The following is an 18,424-nucleotide window of genomic DNA, read 5'->3' on the forward strand; positions in this document are numbered from 1 at the left end:
CCGGTTTATAAACAAAGCCGACAGGCCGGGAAATTTAGCGTTAAACGGATGAACGCTTAGTCTTGTTGATCGATTTTGCGCTCAATCGCTTTGAGTCGCTTGCTCATATCATCAATATTCATCACCAGTGCAGCTGTTTTACGCCAGACCTTGTTCGGTTGCAGCGGAATACCTGAGGAATAAACGCCAGGCTCAGTGATTGGACGCATCACCATACCCATCCCCGTCACCGTGACTTTGTCGCATATTTCCATATGGCCATTGATCACGCTGGCACCGCCAATCATGCAGTAACGGCCAATTTTCAGGCTGCCTGCCATGATAACACCACCCGCAACTGCGGTATTGTCGCCAATCACAACGTTATGTGCAATCTGGCACTGGTTGTCTATGATAACACCGTTACCAATAATGGTGTCGTCAAGCGCACCGCGGTCGATAGTTGTACAAGCGCCGATCTCCACACGATCGCCGATAATCACGCGACCCAGCTGAGGGATCTTAACCCAGTTACCCCGATCGTTGGCGTAACCAAATCCGTCAGAACCAATCACCGTGCTGGACTGTACGAGACAATTCTCGCCAATCTCAACCTCATGGTAGACAGAGACATTGGCCCACAGACGAGACCCTGCGCCAATTTTCGTATTTTTTCCAACAAAGCAGCCAGGGCCAATCACCACGTTATCACCCAAAACAACGCCGGATTCGATAACGGCGTTTGCGCCGACTGATACGTTGTTACCCAGCTGAGCCGTCGGATCAATCGCAGCACTGGCTGCAATGTTCTGTGCCGGCTGCGGCGTGGTATCAAGAATTTGGGCCATGCGCGCATAGGTCAGGTAGGGATTTTTCACTACCAGTGCAGCGCTAGTGGCAAACGGAAGATCGTCCTGCGTCAGCACAACGGCAGACGCCTGGCACTGGGCCAGGTGTTCACGGTACTTAGGGCTTACCATGAAGGTAATAGTGCCTGCTTTAGCAGATTGCATGGACGCAACAGCGGTGATGACGATATCGCCATCACCGTGTAATTCTGCATCCAACTGCTGAGCTAAATCAGCCAGTCGAATTGAAGGCATTACTTATTTAACCTGTTTCAGAACATCAGCGGTGATGTCTTTAACATCGCTGCTGTTGAATGCAACGGCGTTCGCATCAACAACCAGATCGATGCTCTGATCGGCTGCTACTGCTTTAACGGCAGACTGAATACGCGTCACCAGTTTGCCACGCTCTTCGTTAGAACGACGCTGACGATCCTGCTCGAAAGCCTGTGCTTTCTGAGAGAAGGTCTGGCGCTGAGACATGACGTCTTTTTCCAGTTTGCTGCGCTCGCTCGCTTTCATGGTAGAACCATCACGCTGAAGACGCTGCATCTTGGACTGAAGATCACCTTCCATACGTTGCAGTTCGCTCGCACGGCCTTTGAATTCGTTTTCCAGCGTTGCAGAAACACCGGTTTTCTGTGCAACCTGCTGGAACAAATTACCCATGTTGACGATTGCAATTTTATCCGCTGCCTGAGCAGAAGTTGCCATCGCTAAACCGAGACCTGCAGCTAATAACCACTTTTTCACAATTAACTCCTTACCATCCCATTGGCACCCGAGGGGTACCGTTCTTTGCGTGGCAAGGCGACCGTGTTACCGATCGCCGGTTGTCAGCGCTACACTGCCAACGCATTCCATTGCAGCGGATTATTACCAGGTTTTACCAATGTTAAACTGGAACTGCTCCGCTTTGTCTCCATCGTATTTCTTAAACGGCTGGGCGTAAGAGAAGACCAACGGCCCCAGCGGTGACATCCATTGTAATGCGATACCTGCGGACATGCGAATGTTGCTCGGATCGCTGTAGTCCGGAACCCCCGCCGCACGCATCTGGGCGGTGTTCTCCCAGTTGGTGTCCCACACCGTACCTGCATCCATAAAGAAGGAGGTACGCACGGAGTTCGCATACTTATCACTGATAAACGGCGTAGGCGTGATGAACTCGAGGCTCGCCACGGCCATAGCGTTACCACCTACTGCGTCATCAGAGCTACATACTTGCTTAGGATCACGGCTTGCGCAGTTATCTTCGTCATTACCGCCGTAATAAACCGCTTTCGGACCAATGTTATTGGACTGGAAGCCACGCACGGTGCTTGAACCACCGGCGTAGAAGTTTTCATAGAACGGCAGTTCTTTGCTTCCAATACCGTCACCATAACCCCAACGGGTACGACCCAGAACAACCCACTTGTGATCTTCATCAATTGGGAAGTAGGACGCTGTATCCAGCGTGACCTTGTAGAACTCGTTATCCGAGCCCGGGATAGTCACTTTACCGTTCAGGTTGACGCGTGAACCTTCCGTCGGGAAGTAGCCACGGTCAAGACGGTTGTAGGTCCAACCGTAGTTGAAGGTGAAGTCATCCGCGGCGAAACCGTTATCATCGCTGGACGTACTCGCCGACTGACCGATGGAGTCCAGGTAACGCCACATCGCCACCTGCGGTTGCATGTTGGACAGGTCGTTATGCACGTACCCTAAACCTGCGCGCAAGGTGTTGTATTCGTTAACCGGGAAGCCGAGCGTACCATCCAGACCGTAACTCTTGTTGGTATACGAGGAGAGGTCCGCGTCGTCCGCTTTAAAGTCGTTATAGAAGATACGACCGCCCAGGCTTACACCGTCGACGGTGAAGTATGGGTTGGTAACGGAGAACTCAGAGTAGGTCTGGTAGTCGTTTTTCGTCCCGTTGATACCGACAGAGTAGCCCGTACCCAGCCAGTTATCCTGCTGAACACCGACCTGGAAGCTAACGCCACTTTCAGTACCGTAACCAATACCGAAGTTGAAGCTACCGGTATTACGTTCTTTAACTTTATAAACAACATCAACCTGATCCGGACGACCTGGTACACGCTGAGTATCGGTATCGACCGTTTCAAAGTAGCCCAGACGGTTCAGACGCTCTTTACCCTGATCTACCAGATCGCTTCCCAGCCATGCCCCTTCCATCTGGCGCATTTCACGGCGCAGAACGGAGTCTTTAGAGGTATCGTTACCTTCGAAGCGGATCTTACGCACGTAGAAGCGGTTGCCCGCATCAACGTTAACGTGCAGCTTAACGGTTTTATCCGTGTCGTTAATTTCCGGCTGCGTTTGCACACGCGGATACGCATAACCATAACGGCCGAGCAGCTTCTTAATGCTGTCTTCCATTTTGGTGACTTTAGATCCGCTGTACAGATCGCCCGGCTGAATTTTGGTCAGAGATTCAATTTCAGCTGAATGTCCTGCCAGGTTGCCGCTGACTTCAACACCCGAAAGCGTGTACTTATCGCCTTCTGTGATGTTAACGGTAATGTAGATACCTTTCTTGTCCGGAGTCAGACTCACCTGAGTTGAATCGATGTTGAAACGGGCGTAACCGCGATCCAGATAGTAGCTGCGCAGGGTTTCAAGGTCACCCGCCAGTTTCTGTTTCTGGTATTTACGATCGCCTACCACGTTCCACCACGGCACTTCGTCACGCAGCTGGAAGTTGGAGATCAGTTCGTCGGTGCTGAACGCGTGGTTGCCCACGATGTTGATCTGCTGGATCTTCGCAGAAACACCTTCCTGGAAGACCAGTTTCAGGTCAACACGGTTACGTGGCAGCGGTGTAACAACCGCTTTAACGCTCGCGCTGTATTTACCGACGCTGTAGTAGAAATCTTCCAGACCTTTTTCAATGTCTGCAAGGGTTGTGCGGTCCAGAGATTCCCCCACACGAACACCCGATGCCTCAAGGTTCTGCTTGAGCATGTCGTCTTTCACCGATTTGTTACCGGAGAAAGTGATGCTGGCAATCGTTGGACGTTCTTTTACCTGAACCACCAGCGTATCACCATCGCGCAGGACGCGGACGTCCTCAAAGTTGCCAGTGGCAAACAGAGCACGGATGGTGTTACTGATATCTTCATCATTAACCGTATCGCCGGGGCGCACAGGCATACTGAGGAGGGCCGCACCAACGGCGACACGCTGAAGGCCTTCGAAATGAATATCTTTCACTACGAACCCGTCAGCACCGTATACGGTCGCGCTGCTAAACAGCAGCGACGCTATGAGCAACTTTTTCATCGCCATCGTTATTATGCGTTCTTCCTAACTAACTCTCTTACAACCGAGAGAAATCATTGAAAAGTGCAAGCCCCATTAACAGCACCAGCAAAATCGAGCCAATGCGATAACTAAAGTCTTGAACTCGCTCGGATACCGGTCCGCCTTTTAGCTTTTCAATCGCTAAAAACAGCAGATGGCCCCCATCTAATACGGGAAGCGGGAACAGGTTGATTATCCCCAGGTTCACGCTAATCAGCGCAAGGAACATGAGATAGTAAATCACCCCGAACTCCGCTGACATCCCAGCCCCCTGAGCAATCGAAATTGGCCCACTGAGGTTGTTCAGTTTCACATCACCGGTTATCAATTTCCCCAACATGTTGACCGTAAGCTTCATCAGCTGCCATGTTTTATCCGTGGCCTCAACGATGGCGCTAAACGGCCCATACTGGCGTATTGTCTTGTACTCATCTGGCAGTGGGATCACTTTCGGCACAACGCCTGCAAACCCTTCCGCCTTACCGCCGCCCGATTTGGTATCCGGGGTGAGAGTCAGTGAGAGCGAACTCCCCTGCCTTTCCACTTCCAGCGCGAGCGGCTTGCCTGGATTATCGCGCACCAGAGTAACAAAGGTCATCCATTGTGTTAATGGCTGACCATCGACTTTAACGATCCTGTCACCCGCTTGTAAACCTGCTTTACTCGCTGCCGATTTGGCCTGTACTTCGGCTAATACCGGCTCGATCTGCGCGCCGCGCGGTCGAATCCCGAGTGCGGCGACAGGGTCCTCTTTGTCTGGCTCAAAGCGCCAGTGGCGTAAATCCAGCACTTTTTCCTGCCGCTGGTCGGAACCAAATGGCGATACGCTGACGGTTGTCTGCTCATCACCAATTTTGGCAACCAGTTGTAACCTCACGGCATCCCAATCAGGGGTTTCGATACCATCAATCGCTTTAAGTTCCATTCCCGGTGTAATTTGCGCCGTTGCCGCAATAGAACCCGTAGTGATTTCGCCCACGACCGGGCGCACGCCAGGCACGCCGATGATAAACACCAGCCAGTAAGCGAAGATAGCGAAGATGAAATTGGCTACCGGGCCGGCAGCGATGATGGCAGCACGTTGTCCAACAGTTTTATTGTTAAACGCGCTATGGCGAAGTTCCGGGGCGACAGGCTCAACGCGTTCGTCGAGCATTTTGACATAGCCGCCCAGGGGAATCAGAGCAATGACAAACTCGGTGCCATGCTTATCGGTGCGCTTCCAGAGCGATTTGCCAAAGCCAATCGAGAATCGCTCCACCCGCACACCACAGCGCCGGGCAACCCAGAAATGGCCAAATTCATGCACGGTAATCAGTACACCCAGTGCAACAATGAACGCCGCCAGATTCCAGAGAATGCTCAGCATAAAACCTTCCGTTATATCGTCCCAAACACCAGTAAAAGCAGGCAAGCAAATACGGGAACAGCCGCGGTAAGGCTGTCAATGCGATCCAGTATTCCGCCATGTCCTGGAATCAGGTGACCACTGTCCTTAATCCCTGCTTCACGCTTAAACATACTCTCGGTTAAATCACCCAGCACCGATGCCAGCGCCGCGAAAATCGAACATACCAGCAGCGTCGAGGGGGCAACCTCAAGATTCGCCCAGACGCCATAGCCCCAGGAGATAATCGCTGCCGTAAACAGGCCGCCGATGAAGCCTTGCCAGGTTTTGCCCGGAGAAACCTTTGGCGCCAGTTTATGTTTGCCGAACAGTTTACCAAACATATAGGCCCCGGAGTCAGCCCCCCAGACGAGAATCATCACATAAAGCAGCCATATCGCGCCGCTGTAGTGGTTTTCGTCATAGTGCCAGGCGCGCAACGCAACCATACCCCAGAAAAACGGAACAATCGTGAGCAGACCAAAAATAAGGCGCAACACTTTAGAGTTACGCCAGATCGCCGCAGAGCCCGGATAGAAAAGCACTAAAACAAGCGCAGCAATCCACCAGGCCAGCGATATCCATAAGGATCCGGCAACCAGCGGCTGGTGAACATCATGATGATATTCAGGCAAGGTATACAGCATCAGGGCCAGTAAAAAACCACAGAGTACCGCCAGCCATACCCGCTGAGTGCGCGAGGTAAAGCCGCTAAGCTGCCCCCATTCCCACGCGGCGAGCATACACACCACCAGCGTAACAATAGCGAATCCCACCGGAGGCAGTAAAAACAGCGCTGCGATGACGACGGGTATTAATACAAAAGCGGAAATCAGGCGATACTTCAGCAAAAGCTACCCCCATCAGGCGTTATCGCCACCAGGCTCGGTGCCGCCGAAACGACGCTCTCGATTGGCAAAGGCATGCAGCGCACCTTCAAAGTCTTGTTCATCAAAATCTGGCCAAAGAACATCCGTAAAGTAAAGTTCGGCGTAGGCAATTTGCCACAGCAAAAAGTTACTTATGCGATGTTCCCCCCCTGTCCTTATAACCAAATCCACGGGTGCCAGTTCATTCATGCAGATTTGCTGACTCAGCGCCTCTTCATCAATCTGGTCGGGTCTTAACAGCCCTTCCTGAACCTGCTCAGCCAAATGCCGAACCCCCTGGATAATATCCCAGCGTCCGCCGTAATTCGCCGCGATATTGAGCGTCAGGCCGGTATTATTTTCCGTCAGCGCTTCTGCTTTGCGAATCCGTTCCTGCAAACGTGAGTTAAAACGACTGGTTTCGCCAATAATACGCAAGCGGACGTTGTGGCGGTGCAGGCTTTTTACTTCACTATCGAGCGCCCACACGAACAGTTCCATCAACGCAGTCACTTCCTGCGCAGGTCGATTCCAGTTCTCACTGCTAAAAGCATAGAGCGTTAACGCATCAATGCCGTTATTGGCGGCAAAAGAGACGGCGCGGCGAACAGATTTCGCCCCAGCTTTATGCCCAAAGGCTCGTATCTTCCCTTGTCTTTTCGCCCAGCGGCCATTGCCATCCATGATGATTGCAACATGGCGACAGCCATGTGCTGGCAAGTTTTCGCTTATTGGTTGATTCGCAGACAACATAACGCGTTTTTAGTCCCTGAAAGGATTTAACGGTACACAGGAATACTGAAGCCTATACATAAAAAAGCCGTGTCAAACCACGGCTTACCTGACCACTTAAAGCCAAATACCTGCGATCAGGTGGCGCAGACTATATCACTGAAGCCCAACGCTAACAAATAGCACGACGACTAGTGCTTGCTTTATCACCAGCTTGCGAGACGTGTCACCTGTTTACGCGCAACAATGCGTGCCTGTTCATCCACGGCCAGCACCTCTTCCACGCTCTGCGGCTCACGCAAATCCATTATCTCCAGCACGGATAAATTCAACGCGGCGATGTCAGTAAAGCGGATCTGCTGATTCAGGAATGCTTCAACGGTCACTTCATTGGCTGCATTAAGCGCCGTTGTCGCCGCCTGCCCCTGATCGAAGGCCGTCATCGCCAGTTTCAGACAGGGATAACGGTCGTAATCAGGCTCGCTAAACGTCAGTGAACTCAGCTTACAAAAATCGAGAGGCTTAACGCCCGATTTTACGCGGTTTGGCCACGCCATCGTATGAGCAATAGGCGTACGCATATCCGGTTCGCCCAGCTGGGCCAGCACGCTGCCGTCCTGATAGCGCACCATCGAGTGAATCACCGACTGCGGGTGGATCAGCACTTCCATCTGTTTCGCCGACGCATTGAACAGCCAGCGAGCTTCAATGTATTCCAGACCTTTGTTCATCATGGTGGCCGAATCGACGGAGATCTTACGCCCCATTGACCAGTTCGGATGACGACACGCCTGATCCGGCGTCATTGCGCTCAATTCAGACAGTGGCGTTTCACGGAACGGGCCACCAGACCCGGTAAGCAGAATCGACACAACGCCATTCTGCTCCAGGTCAGCGTACCCCAGGTTTTGTTGAAAAGGTTGAGGTAAACTCTGAAAAATCGCGTTGTGTTCGCTATCGACCGGCAAAAGACGCGCCCCACGCTGTTTTACCGCTTCCATAAAGAGGCGTCCGCAGGTGACCAGCGACTCTTTGTTCGCAAGCAGGACATCTTTACCCGCATCAATAGCGGCAAGCGTCGGCAGAAGACCCGCCGCCCCGACGATTGCCGCCATGACCTGATCAACTTCATCAAGCGCGGCCATATCGCACGCCGCCTGTTGCCCGCTGAGTACCTCGGTACGGCAGCCCTTCTCCTGCAACAGCGCTTTCACCTGGCGGGCGCTCTCTTCGTCATCCATCACCGCAAAACGGGGGGTAAACTCCAGGCACTGTTCGACCATTCGCTGCACGTTTTTTCCGGCCACAAGCGCGGCCACGGTGTAGCTGTCAGGATTATGACGTACAACGTCGAGAGTGCTGCAACCGATAGAGCCGGTCGAGCCGAGGAGAGTGAGATGCTTCATGAGATGCCCAAAAGTTAGACCAGATAAAAGCAAAACGCCGCCAGCAAGACTCAATGTCCTTCTGAACGGCGTTTATCAGTGTACAGCGAAAATCAGAACTGCATCAGTTCCGCTTCTTTTTCTGCCAGCGCCGCATCAATTTTCTTGATGGCCGCGTCGGTCATTTTCTGAATGTCGTCCTGAGAACGACGATCGTCGTCTTCGCTGATCTCTTTTTCTTTCAGCAGGGCTTTCACTTTATCGTTCGCATCGCGACGCACGTTACGTACGGAAACACGACCCTGCTCAGCTTCACCACGAACTACTTTGATCAGGTCCTTACGACGCTCTTCCGTCAGCGGAGGCAGTGGAACGCGAATATCCGCGCCGGCTGAGCTCGGGTTCAGACCCAGGTCAGATGCCATGATCGCTTTTTCAACGGCCGGGCTCATTGAGCGGTCGAACACGTTGATTTTCAGGGTACGGGTATCTTCTACCGTCACGCTCGCCAGCTGACGCAGAGGCGTTGGCGTACCGTAATATTCTACGATGATGCCATCCAGCAGGCTTGGGGAAGCACGGCCAGTACGGATTTTGCTGATTTGGTTTTTGAACGCTTCTACGCATTTTTCCATGCGTACTTCAGCATCTTTTCTGATGTCGTTAATCACGTTACGGATCCTTGAAAACTTGTCTCAGGCAGACTATCCGCCAGCACAGCGCTACAGGTGTGCTAAGTATAGTCGCGTTTAATTCATGACAACGCCAAAGGCGCGCCCGGGTAAGATACCACGTCGAAATAAAGCGGAATCTTACCTGTATTTATCGCCGACGGAAATTATTCCGTGATCAAAGTGCCTTCTTTTTCGCCCATAACAACGCGACGCAGCGCGCCAGGCTTGTTCATGTTGAAGACACGGATCGGTAGTTTGTGGTCACGAGCCAGCGTAAAGGCGGCAAGATCCATCACTTTCAGCTCTTTTTCCAGCACTTCGCTGTAGGTCAGCTGATCGTACATGGTCGCTGAAGGATCTTTTGCCGGGTCGGCAGTAAACACGCCATCTACTTTGGTCGCTTTCAGCACCACATCGGCTTCGATTTCGATACCGCGCAGACAGGCTGCGGAATCGGTGGTAAAGAACGGGTTACCCGTACCGGCGGAGAGGATCACCACGCGGTTGTTGCGCAGCAGGCTGATGGCCTCTGCCCAGCTGTAGTTATCGCATACGCCATTCAAAGGAATAGCGGACATCAGGCGAGCGTTCACATAGGCGCGATGAAGCGCATCACGCATCGCCAGGCCATTCATCACGGTTGCCAGCATACCCATGTGGTCGCCCACTACGCGGTTCATCCCCGCTTTCGCCAGACCAGCACCACGGAAAAGGTTGCCACCGCCAATGACCACGCCAACCTGAATACCCAGTTCGACCAGTTCTTTGATTTCCTGTGCCATGCGATCAAGGATGCTTGCGTCAATACCGAAGCCTTCCGATCCTTGCAGCGCTTCGCCACTCAGCTTAAGCAGAATGCGTTTGTACACGGGTTTTGCATTGGTAGCCATGTTTCTTTCCTGAGACTGTCAACGATTAAGATGGGGTTAATTCTGGCGACATGATATGTCGCAAATCAGCACAGCGATACTGGAGCCTGTCTGATTTCGTGAGACGGGTGACAAAAAGAAGCCGCCCTCAGGCGGCTCCTTTTCAATCATTAAGACTGCTTGGACATTGCAGCAACTTCTGCTGCGAAGTCAGTCTCAACTTTCTCGATGCCTTCGCCCACTTCGAAGCGGATGAAGCCAGTTACATCAGCGTTGTGCTCTTTCAGCAGCTGAGCAACAGACTTGCTTGGATCCATTACGAAAGGCTGGCCAGTCAGAGAAACTTCGCCGGTGAATTTCTTCATGCGGCCTTCAACCATTTTCTCTGCGATTTCTTTTGGCTTACCAGACTGCATCGCGATGTCCAGCTGAACCTGGTACTCTTTCTCTACCACTTCAGCAGACACGTCTTCTGGCTTAACGAATTCTGGTTTGCTTGCAGCGATGTGCATTGCCAGCTGTTTAACCAGCTCTTCGTCAGCGCCTTTAGCCGCAACCAGAACACCGATACGCGCGCCGTGCTGGTAAGAGCCCAGAACATCGCCTTCCAGGGAAGAAACGCGACGGATGTTGATGTTCTCACCGATTTTAGCAACCAGCGCTACACGCTCTTCTTCGAACTGTGCTTTCAGAACTTCAACGTCAGTGATTTTGCCTGCAACCGCTGCGTCCAGAACTTTGTTAGCAAATGCCTGGAAACCAGCATCTTTAGCAACGAAGTCAGTCTGGCAGTTAACTTCCAGAATGATGCCGTAGTTGCCGTCGATTTTGGTGATGATCACGCCGTCAGCAGCAACGTTGCCTGCTTTCTTAGCTGCTTTGATCGCACCGGATTTACGCATGTTTTCGATTGCCAGCTCGATGTCGCCGTTCGCTTCGGTCAGCGCTTTTTTGCAATCCATCATGCCTGCGCCAGTACGTTCACGCAGCTCTTTTACCAGGGATGCGGTAATTTCAGCCATTCTTAAATCCTCGGGAGATGTGAACTGCCCGGCCGGGAGCCAAACAGTATAAATTGAAAAAAGGGGCCGATAATGGGCCCCTATTCATACACGGTACTAATAAGGGGTAAAACCTTATTATTCAGCTTCTACGAAGCTTTCTTCCGCCTGAGAAGCCAGATCCTGGGAACGGCCTTCACGAACGGTAGCAGCTACAGCGCTCAGGTACAGGCTAACAGCACGGATTGCGTCGTCGTTACCCGGGATAACGAAGTCAACACCGTCCGGATCGGAGTTGGTATCAACGATAGCGAATACCGGGATACCCAGGTTGTTAGCTTCTTTGATTGCGATGTGCTCGTGGTCTGCATCGATTACGAACAGCGCGTCTGGCAGGCCGCCCATATCTTTGATACCGCCCAGGCTGTTTTCCAGCTTGTCCAGTTCACGAGTACGCATCAGCGCTTCTTTCTTAGTCAGCTTATCGAAAGTACCGTCCTGAGACTGGGTTTCCAGATCTTTCAGGCGCTTGATGGACTGACGAACAGTTTTCCAGTTGGTCAGCATGCCGCCCAACCAGCGATGGTTCACGAAGAACTGGTCGCAGCTGTTAGCAGCATCTTTCACAGCTTCGCTTGCAGCGCGCTTAGTACCAACGAACAGAATCTTACCTTTACGGGAAGAGATCTTGTTCAGCTCAGCCAGGGCTTCGTTGAACATTGGTACAGTCTTCTCAAGGTTGATGATGTGAACTTTGTTACGTGCGCCGAAGATGAAAGGCTTCATTTTCGGGTTCCAGTAACGGGTCTGGTGACCGAAGTGAACACCAGCCTTGAGCATGTCGCGCATGGAAACAGTTGCCATGTTTAAAACCTCTATATTGAAAGTTGGGGTTATGCCTCCACGTATCCCATATTACCGACCCCGAAGGGCACCCCGGAATATGTGCCGATACGTGTGTGTTGTTACACAAAGTGAGATTTGTCGCTCCCGTCCAGCCTGTGTATCTGAGATGGATCGGAAGTCCGGCGCGCTTTATATCACAAAACACGGCCAGAAACCAATAATTGTTGGCGGAGTGTGCTGTTAATGATTCTCAATTTGGCACGGGGTGCGCCTGACTGATACCATTGACAACACTTACACTAGTATTGTCGAAAAAATCGACACCGATGGACAGATTACATGGCTATCTCTATTAAGACACCTGAAGAAATTGAAAAGATGCGCGTCGCCGGTCGTCTGGCCGCGGACGTGCTGGAAATGATCGAGCCGTTTGTGAAACCGGGCGTCAGCACTGGCGAACTGGATCGCATCTGTAACGACTATATCGTCAACGAGCAGCACGCGGTCTCCGCCTGCCTTGGCTATCACGGTTTCCCGAAATCCGTCTGCATCTCTATTAATGAAGTGGTTTGCCACGGCATTCCGGACAACGAAAAACTGCTGAAAGATGGCGACATCGTCAACATCGACGTTACCGTGATTAAAGACGAGTACCACGGCGACACCTCTAAGATGTTCATCGTTGGCAAGCCGACGATTCTGGGCGAGCGTCTGTGCAAAGTGACGCAAGAGAGCCTCTACCTGGCGCTGAAAATGGTGAAGCCGGGCATCCGCCTGCGCACCATCGGCGCCGCAATCCAGAAATTTGTGGAAGCGGAAGGTTTCTCCGTGGTGCGCGAATATTGCGGTCACGGTATTGGTCGTGTGTTCCATGAAGAACCGCAGGTTCTGCACTACGATGCAGACGACGGCGGCGTAGTGCTGCAAAAGGGCATGACCTTCACTATCGAACCAATGGTCAACGCGGGTGATTACCGCATCCGTACCATGAAAGATGGCTGGACGGTAAAAACCAAAGACAGAAGCTTGTCTGCCCAGTACGAGCATACTATTGTGGTTACAGACAACGGCTGCGAAATTATGACGTTGCGCAAGGATGACACCATCCCGGCGATACTGACGAACATTGAGTGATAAGAAGCCGGCGAATGCCGGCTTTTTTAATGGCGATAGCTTTTTCTTATGGGTGGCGCACGATGAGTAATCTCTTACCCGAACAGTATGCTAACACAGCACTTCCCACCCTCCCCGACCAGCCTGATAACCCGGGCGTCTGGCCACCACATGAGCTGACCTGCGCGCATATCAAAGCCCACATGGAGGTTTTCCATCGCTGGCTGGGTAACGCATTTGACGCAGGCGTTTCAGCCGAGCAGCTCATTGAAGCGCGCACCGAATTTATCGACCAGCTCCTGCAACGTCTGTGGATCGACTACGGTTTCGGACAGGTGAGCGACGTCGCGCTGGTTGCGGTCGGCGGCTATGGCCGGGGTGAACTGCATCCGCTCTCTGATATAGACCTGCTGATCTTAAGCCGTAAAAAACTGCCGGACGATCGGGCGCAGAAAATCGGTGAACTGTTGACCCTGCTCTGGGACGTAAAGCTGGAAGTGGGCCACAGCGTACGCACGCTGGAAGAGTGTCTGCTGGAAGGGTTATCTGACCTGACCGTCGCCACCAACCTGATTGAAACCCGCCTGCTGATTGGCGACGTGGCGCTGTTCCTCGAACTGCAAAAGCACATCTTTAGCGACGGCTTCTGGCCTTCGGAAAAATTCTTCGCCGCGAAAGTCGAAGAACAAAACCAGCGCCACCAGCGCTATCACGGTACCAGCTATAATCTCGAACCGGATATTAAAAGCAGCCCCGGTGGCCTGCGCGATATCCACACCCTGCAATGGGTCGCCCGTCGCCATTTTGGGGCAACATCGCTGGACGAAATGGTCGGGTTTGGTTTTCTGACCGAAGCCGAACGTAACGAACTCAATGAGTGTCTGCATCTGCTGTGGCGCATCCGTTTTGCCCTGCACCTGGAAGTCACCCGCTACGATAACCGCCTGCTGTTTGACCGACAGCTCAGCGTGGCGCAGCGCCTGAATTACCAGGGCGAGGGCAACGAGCCGGTCGAGCAAATGATGAAGGATTTCTTCCGCGTCACCCGCCGCGTCTCTGAGCTCAACCAGATGCTGTTACAGCTGTTCGATGAGGCGATCCTCGCGCTGACGGCAGACGAAAAACCGCGTCCGATTGATGACGAATTTCAGCTGCGCGGCACGCTTATCGATCTGCGCGACGAAACGTTGTTCATTCGTGAACCGGAAGCGATCCTGCGAATGTTCTACACCATGGTGCGCAACAGCACGATCACCGGGATCTACTCCACCACCCTGCGTCATCTGCGCCATGCACGACGCCATCTGAAGCAGCCGCTGTGTTACATCCCGGAGGCGCGCTCGCTGTTCCTGAGCATGCTTCGTCATCCGGGCGCCGTCAGCCGCGGTCTGCTGCCGATGCACCGTCACAGCGTATTGTGGGCCTATATGCCCCAGTGGTCGCATATTGTCGGGCAGATGCAGTTCGACCTGTTTCACGCCTATACGGTAGATGAGCACACGATCCGCGTCATGCTGAAGCTGGAAAGCTTCGCTAAAGAAGAGACGCGCTCCCGCCATCCGCTGTGCGTTGATCTGTGGCCACGTCTGGCGCACCCGGAGCTGATCCTGATCGCCGCCCTGTTCCATGATATCGCCAAAGGTCGCGGCGGCGACCACTCCGTGCTCGGTGCCCAGGACGTGCTGAAATTTGCCGAGCTGCACGGCCTGAACTCGCGTGAAACGCAGCTTATCGCCTGGCTGGTTCGCCATCATCTGCTGATGTCAGTTACCGCTCAGCGTCGTGATATTCAGGATCCGGAAGTGATCAAGCAGTTCGCCGAGGAAGTGCAAACGGAGAACCGCCTGCGCTACCTGGTCTGCCTGACGGTAGCCGATATCTGCGCCACCAACGAAACCCTGTGGAACAGCTGGAAGCAGAGCCTGCTGCGCGAACTCTACTTCGCCACCGAAAAACAGCTGCGTCGCGGGATGCAGAACACCCCCGACATGCGCGAGCGTGTACGCCACCATCAGTTGCAGGCGCTGGCCCTGCTGCGCATGGATAACATCAACGAAGAGGCGTTGCATCAGATTTGGGCGCGCTGTCGCGCCAACTACTTTGTGCGCCACAGCCCAAACCAGCTTGCCTGGCACGCCCGGCATCTGCTGAAGCACGACCTGACAAAACCGATGATTCTGCTCAGCCCACAGGCCACGCGCGGCGGGACGGAGATCTTTATCTGGAGCCCGGACCGGCCTTATTTGTTTGCAGCGGTCTGTGCCGAGCTGGACAGGCGTAACCTGAGCGTTCACGACGCGCAGATTTTTACCACCCGCGACGGCATGGCGATGGACACCTTTATTGTGCTGGAGCCGGACGGCAGCCCGCTGTCGTCGGACAGGCATGAGGGGATACGCTTTGGCCTCGAGCAGGCGATTACGCAGCGCAGCTGGCAACCTCCGCAGCCGCGTCGTCAGGCGGCAAAACTGCGCCACTTTACCGTCGATACCGAGGTCAATTTCCTGCCAACCCATACCGACCGTAAATCGTTCCTTGAGCTGATTGCGCTCGACCAGCCAGGGCTGCTCGCCCGCGTCGGTCAGGTTTTTGCCGATCTGGGAATTTCGCTTCACGGCGCCCGAATTACAACCATTGGCGAACGAGTAGAAGATTTATTTATAATCGCGACGGCCGACCGGCGTGCCCTTAATAATGACCTGCAACTTGAAGTGCAACAACGGTTGACAGCAGCCCTCAATCCAAACGATAAAGGGTGACGTGTTTTTTAGTGAAATGGAAAGAGTAAACAATGCAGCAGTTACAGAACGTTATTGAGTCCGCTTTTGAGCGTCGCGCCGACATCACTCCGGCAAATGTGGATACCGTGACCCGTGAAGCGGTAAACCAGGTTATTTCCCTGCTGGATTCCGGCGCGCTGCGCGTGGCAGAAAAAATCGACGGTCAGTGGGTTACTCATCAATGGCTGAAGAAAGCTGTGCTGCTCTCTTTCCGCATCAACGATAACCAGGTTATCGACGGAGCAGAAAGCCGCTACTTCGATAAAGTGCCAATGAAATTTGCGGATTACGACGAAGCGCGCTTCCAGAAAGAGGGCTTCCGCGTAGTACCACCGGCGGCCGTTCGTCAGGGTGCCTTCATCGCACGCAACACCGTGCTGATGCCATCCTACGTGAACATCGGCGCCTACGTTGACGAAGGCACCATGGTGGACACCTGGGCTACCGTCGGCTCCTGCGCGCAGATCGGTAAAAACGTTCACCTGTCCGGCGGTGTGGGCATCGGTGGCGTTCTTGAGCCACTTCAGGCTAACCCAACCATCATCGAAGACAACTGCTTCATCGGCGCACGTTCCGAAGTGGTTGAAGGCGTGATCGTCGAAGAAGGTTCTGTGATCTCCATGGGCGTTTATATTGGCCAGAGCACCCGTATTTACGATCGCGAAACCGGTGAAATTCACTACGGCCGCGTTCCAGCTGGTTCCGTTGTGGTTTCCGGCAACCTGCCGTCTAAAGATGGCAAATACAGCCTGTATTGCGCGGTCATCGTGAAAAAAGTGGACGCAAAAACGCGCGGTAAAGTGGGCATCAATGAACTGCTGCGCACCATCGATTAATCGGGTATAACAAAAAGCGGGGGCAACCCCGCTTTTTTTATATCCGAAGGTGGCGAAAATAGATTTTTTCGTTAATTATTCATAGGTTATGTTGAGATCAAGGGTACCGCTATGTACGATAATCTGAAAAGTCTGGGCATTACCAATCCTGATGAAATTGATCGTTATAGTCTCCGTCAGGAAGCCAATAACGATATTTTGAAAATCTATTTTCACAAGGACAAAGGAGAGTTCTTCGCCAAAAGCGTGAAGTTTAAATACCCTCGCCAGCGTAAGACCGTTGTCGCTGACGGTATCGGTCAGGGATATAAAGAAGTACAGGAAATCAGCCCTAACCTGCGCTACGTGATCGACGAACTCGATCAAATCTGCCAGCGCGATCGCAGCGAAGTCGATCTGAAACGTAAGATCCTTGACGACCTGCGTCACCTGGAAAGCGTAGTCACCAATAAGATCAGCGAGATTGAAGCGGATCTTGAGAAATTGACGCGTAACAAATGAGCCGTTTTATTGCCCGGTGGCGCTTCGCTTACCGGGCCTACGAACGCATGTAGGCCGGGTAAGGCGAAGCCGCCACCCGGCAAACAGCATCATCTCTGTTCATCCAGCTGCAACGCCACATACAGCAGTAGCCGGTCGTCAAAATTCCCTAAATCCAGCCCCGTCAGTTCCGAGATCCGGTTAAGCCGATACTCCAGCGTATTACGGTGAATAAACAGCGCTTTTGACGTTGCCAGCGGCTGCACGTTATGCCGGAACCACGCCTGCAACGTGCGGCGCAGCAGCCCGTTGTTGTCCATCGCTTTCAGACGCACCAGCGGACGCGCCAGCTCGTTGGCCTGCCAGCCGCCGCGCAGGCTGTCGAGCAGGACCGGCAGCATCAGATCCTGATAGAAATAACTGCGGCTCTCCGGCATGCGCTGTTTACCCACCATCATGGTGGTGCGCGCCGTTCGCCATGAACGGGCAATACTTCCCGGCCCGGTAAAGTAATTTCCCAGCGCGACGCGAAAACGGAGCTGTCCGTTCTCCTTCATGCGCTCGATGAGCAGCTCAACGCGGCGACGATGATCTTCCGCGTCCCAGCGACCAAACTGATTAAGCGCAGGCTTGAGCACCACCATTTCCGTCAAAGAGACAATCGCCACCAGGTTGTTACGCTCCGGCGTCGCCAGCATGTTTTGCAGCTGCTGTAGCTCCACCATGGCGCTGTCCACACCAAGCTGGCCGCTATCCACCTCAATAACGGCGACTACGCGCGGCTGATTCAGGTCGATACCCAGACGCTGCGCCCATTCGCTCAGGGCAGGCGTGTGCTCCTCCGCCTGAATCAAATTCATCACCAGCTCTTCACGCAAGCGGCTGTCCTGGGCGAGCAGATGCATCAGACGCGACTGCTCCAGCATCATCTCCGCCGTCATGCAGACCAGCTCGCCGTATTTACGCAGCGATTCAGGATCGCCGGTCAGACCGATAACGCCAACAATCTCTCCTTCCAGACGCAGCGGCAGGTTGATCCCCTGACGGACCCCGTGGAGATGTTTCGCCACGGCGTCATCGATATCGACCACGCGCCCCTGAGAGAGCACCAGCAACGCCCCTTCGTGCAATTCCCCAATACGCTCACGATCGCCACTGCCGATAATGCGCCCACGGGCATCCATTACGTTGATATTGGTATCGATGATGCGCATGGTTCGCGCCACGATATCCTGCGCCATTTTGGTATCAAGATGCCAGCCAGCCATATAACCCTCCCGTGAGCAGAGCTCAAGCATAGGGAAGTTCAGCTAAGG

At 53.3% G+C, this 18,424-nt stretch carries 16 protein-coding genes; 4 read left to right on the forward strand and 12 right to left on the reverse strand.

Annotated elements, in window-relative coordinates:
* Window positions 1-56: 56 nt before the first annotated feature.
* The 11 genes from lpxD to rpsB all read right to left on the reverse strand — a co-directional run bounded on the left by lpxD (window position 57) and on the right by rpsB (window position 11,917).
* Window positions 57-1,082, reverse strand: a complete 1,026-nt coding sequence (lpxD, locus tag IM290_RS16835; protein ID WP_015572726.1) for a UDP-3-O-(3-hydroxymyristoyl)glucosamine N-acyltransferase — start codon at window positions 1,080-1,082, stop codon at window positions 57-59.
* A gap of 3 nt (window positions 1,083-1,085) precedes the next feature.
* Window positions 1,086-1,580, reverse strand: coding sequence for a molecular chaperone Skp (gene skp, locus IM290_RS16840; protein WP_006810039.1), 495 nt, complete (start codon window positions 1,578-1,580; stop codon window positions 1,086-1,088).
* 123 nt (window positions 1,581-1,703) lie between these two features.
* Complete coding sequence (gene bamA / locus IM290_RS16845) at window positions 1,704-4,121, reverse strand: outer membrane protein assembly factor BamA (protein WP_003856172.1); 2,418 nt, start codon at window positions 4,119-4,121, stop codon at window positions 1,704-1,706.
* A gap of 31 nt (window positions 4,122-4,152) precedes the next feature.
* Window positions 4,153-5,505 (reverse strand): sigma E protease regulator RseP, encoded by a 1,353-nt coding sequence (gene rseP, locus IM290_RS16850; RefSeq protein WP_023303108.1) that lies wholly within the window; start codon window positions 5,503-5,505, stop codon window positions 4,153-4,155.
* A gap of 11 nt (window positions 5,506-5,516) precedes the next feature.
* The gene (cdsA, locus tag IM290_RS16855) at window positions 5,517-6,374 is read right to left on the reverse strand and encodes a phosphatidate cytidylyltransferase (RefSeq protein WP_003856175.1); all 858 of its coding nucleotides are present in this window, start codon (window positions 6,372-6,374) and stop codon (window positions 5,517-5,519) included.
* A gap of 12 nt (window positions 6,375-6,386) precedes the next feature.
* Window positions 6,387-7,145 carry a (2E,6E)-farnesyl-diphosphate-specific ditrans,polycis-undecaprenyl-diphosphate synthase gene (ispU, locus tag IM290_RS16860; RefSeq protein ID WP_003856176.1) on the reverse strand — a complete coding sequence of 253 codons (759 nt, stop codon included), beginning with the start codon at window positions 7,143-7,145 and terminating at the stop codon, window positions 6,387-6,389.
* A gap of 185 nt (window positions 7,146-7,330) precedes the next feature.
* Window positions 7,331-8,530 (reverse strand): 1-deoxy-D-xylulose-5-phosphate reductoisomerase, encoded by a 1,200-nt coding sequence (gene ispC, locus IM290_RS16865; RefSeq protein ID WP_015572723.1) that lies wholly within the window; start codon window positions 8,528-8,530, stop codon window positions 7,331-7,333.
* 92 nt (window positions 8,531-8,622) lie between these two features.
* A complete protein-coding gene (gene frr, locus IM290_RS16870) occupies window positions 8,623-9,180 on the reverse strand; it encodes a ribosome recycling factor (RefSeq protein WP_017383739.1) in 558 nt (185 codons plus the stop codon).
* 167 nt (window positions 9,181-9,347) lie between these two features.
* Window positions 9,348-10,073 carry a UMP kinase gene (gene pyrH, locus IM290_RS16875; protein ID WP_002889306.1) on the reverse strand — a complete coding sequence of 242 codons (726 nt, stop codon included), beginning with the start codon at window positions 10,071-10,073 and terminating at the stop codon, window positions 9,348-9,350.
* 149 nt (window positions 10,074-10,222) lie between these two features.
* Window positions 10,223-11,074, reverse strand: a complete 852-nt coding sequence (tsf, locus tag IM290_RS16880; RefSeq protein ID WP_015572722.1) for a translation elongation factor Ts — start codon at window positions 11,072-11,074, stop codon at window positions 10,223-10,225.
* A 117-nt stretch (window positions 11,075-11,191) separates the two neighbouring features.
* Entirely contained in the window at window positions 11,192-11,917 is a 726-nt protein-coding gene (gene rpsB / locus IM290_RS16885; protein ID WP_003856207.1) for a 30S ribosomal protein S2, read from the reverse strand.
* A 321-nt stretch (window positions 11,918-12,238) separates the two neighbouring features.
* Here rpsB and map point away from each other — a divergent pair, with 321 nt between their 5' ends.
* The 4 genes from map (at window position 12,239) to IM290_RS16905 (ending at window position 17,129) form a co-directional block, all read left to right on the forward strand.
* On the forward strand, window positions 12,239-13,033 hold the full coding sequence (gene map, locus IM290_RS16890) for a type I methionyl aminopeptidase (protein WP_032652626.1): 795 nt from the start codon (window positions 12,239-12,241) through the stop codon (window positions 13,031-13,033).
* 62 nt (window positions 13,034-13,095) lie between these two features.
* A complete protein-coding gene (glnD, locus tag IM290_RS16895) occupies window positions 13,096-15,771 on the forward strand; it encodes a bifunctional uridylyltransferase/uridylyl-removing protein GlnD (RefSeq protein ID WP_032666890.1) in 2,676 nt (891 codons plus the stop codon).
* A gap of 32 nt (window positions 15,772-15,803) precedes the next feature.
* Complete coding sequence (gene dapD / locus IM290_RS16900) at window positions 15,804-16,628, forward strand: 2,3,4,5-tetrahydropyridine-2,6-dicarboxylate N-succinyltransferase (protein ID WP_003856214.1); 825 nt, start codon at window positions 15,804-15,806, stop codon at window positions 16,626-16,628.
* Window positions 16,629-16,739: 111 nt separating this feature from the next.
* Entirely contained in the window at window positions 16,740-17,129 is a 390-nt protein-coding gene (locus tag IM290_RS16905) for a DUF3461 family protein (RefSeq protein WP_015572719.1), read from the forward strand.
* Window positions 17,130-17,218: 89 nt separating this feature from the next.
* Here the strand turns inward: IM290_RS16905 and IM290_RS16910 are convergent, their stop codons facing one another.
* The gene (locus IM290_RS16910; protein ID WP_003856217.1) at window positions 17,219-18,376 is read right to left on the reverse strand and encodes a CdaR family transcriptional regulator; all 1,158 of its coding nucleotides are present in this window, start codon (window positions 18,374-18,376) and stop codon (window positions 17,219-17,221) included.
* Between the last annotated feature and the right edge of the window lie 48 nt (window positions 18,377-18,424).

This window comes from Enterobacter cloacae complex sp. S1, assembly GCF_014930525.1.
Lineage (GTDB): Bacteria > Pseudomonadota > Gammaproteobacteria > Enterobacterales > Enterobacteriaceae > Enterobacter > Enterobacter hormaechei_C.

Excerpts from the sequence above, each read along its gene's own strand:
- tsf (WP_015572722.1), bottom strand. The coding sequence starts at position 11,074 with ATGGCTGAAATTACCGCATCCCTGGTAAAAGAGCTGCGTGAACGTACT.
- bamA (WP_003856172.1), bottom strand. The coding sequence starts at position 4,121 with ATGGCGATGAAAAAGTTGCTCATAGCGTCGCTGCTGTTTAGCAGCGCG.
- ispC (WP_015572723.1), bottom strand. The coding sequence starts at position 8,530 with ATGAAGCATCTCACTCTCCTCGGCTCGACCGGCTCTATCGGTTGCAGC.
- ispU (WP_003856176.1), bottom strand. The coding sequence starts at position 7,145 with ATGTTGTCTGCGAATCAACCAATAAGCGAAAACTTGCCAGCACATGGC.
- lpxD (WP_015572726.1), bottom strand. The coding sequence starts at position 1,082 with ATGCCTTCAATTCGACTGGCTGATTTAGCTCAGCAGTTGGATGCAGAA.
- dapD (WP_003856214.1), top strand. The coding sequence starts at position 15,804 with ATGCAGCAGTTACAGAACGTTATTGAGTCCGCTTTTGAGCGTCGCGCC.
- rseP (WP_023303108.1), bottom strand. The coding sequence starts at position 5,505 with ATGCTGAGCATTCTCTGGAATCTGGCGGCGTTCATTGTTGCACTGGGT.
- IM290_RS16910 (WP_003856217.1), bottom strand. The coding sequence starts at position 18,376 with ATGGCTGGCTGGCATCTTGATACCAAAATGGCGCAGGATATCGTGGCG.
- rpsB (WP_003856207.1), bottom strand. The coding sequence starts at position 11,917 with ATGGCAACTGTTTCCATGCGCGACATGCTCAAGGCTGGTGTTCACTTC.
- map (WP_032652626.1), top strand. The coding sequence starts at position 12,239 with ATGGCTATCTCTATTAAGACACCTGAAGAAATTGAAAAGATGCGCGTC.
- pyrH (WP_002889306.1), bottom strand. The coding sequence starts at position 10,073 with ATGGCTACCAATGCAAAACCCGTGTACAAACGCATTCTGCTTAAGCTG.
- IM290_RS16905 (WP_015572719.1), top strand. The coding sequence starts at position 16,740 with ATGTACGATAATCTGAAAAGTCTGGGCATTACCAATCCTGATGAAATT.
- glnD (WP_032666890.1), top strand. The coding sequence starts at position 13,096 with ATGAGTAATCTCTTACCCGAACAGTATGCTAACACAGCACTTCCCACC.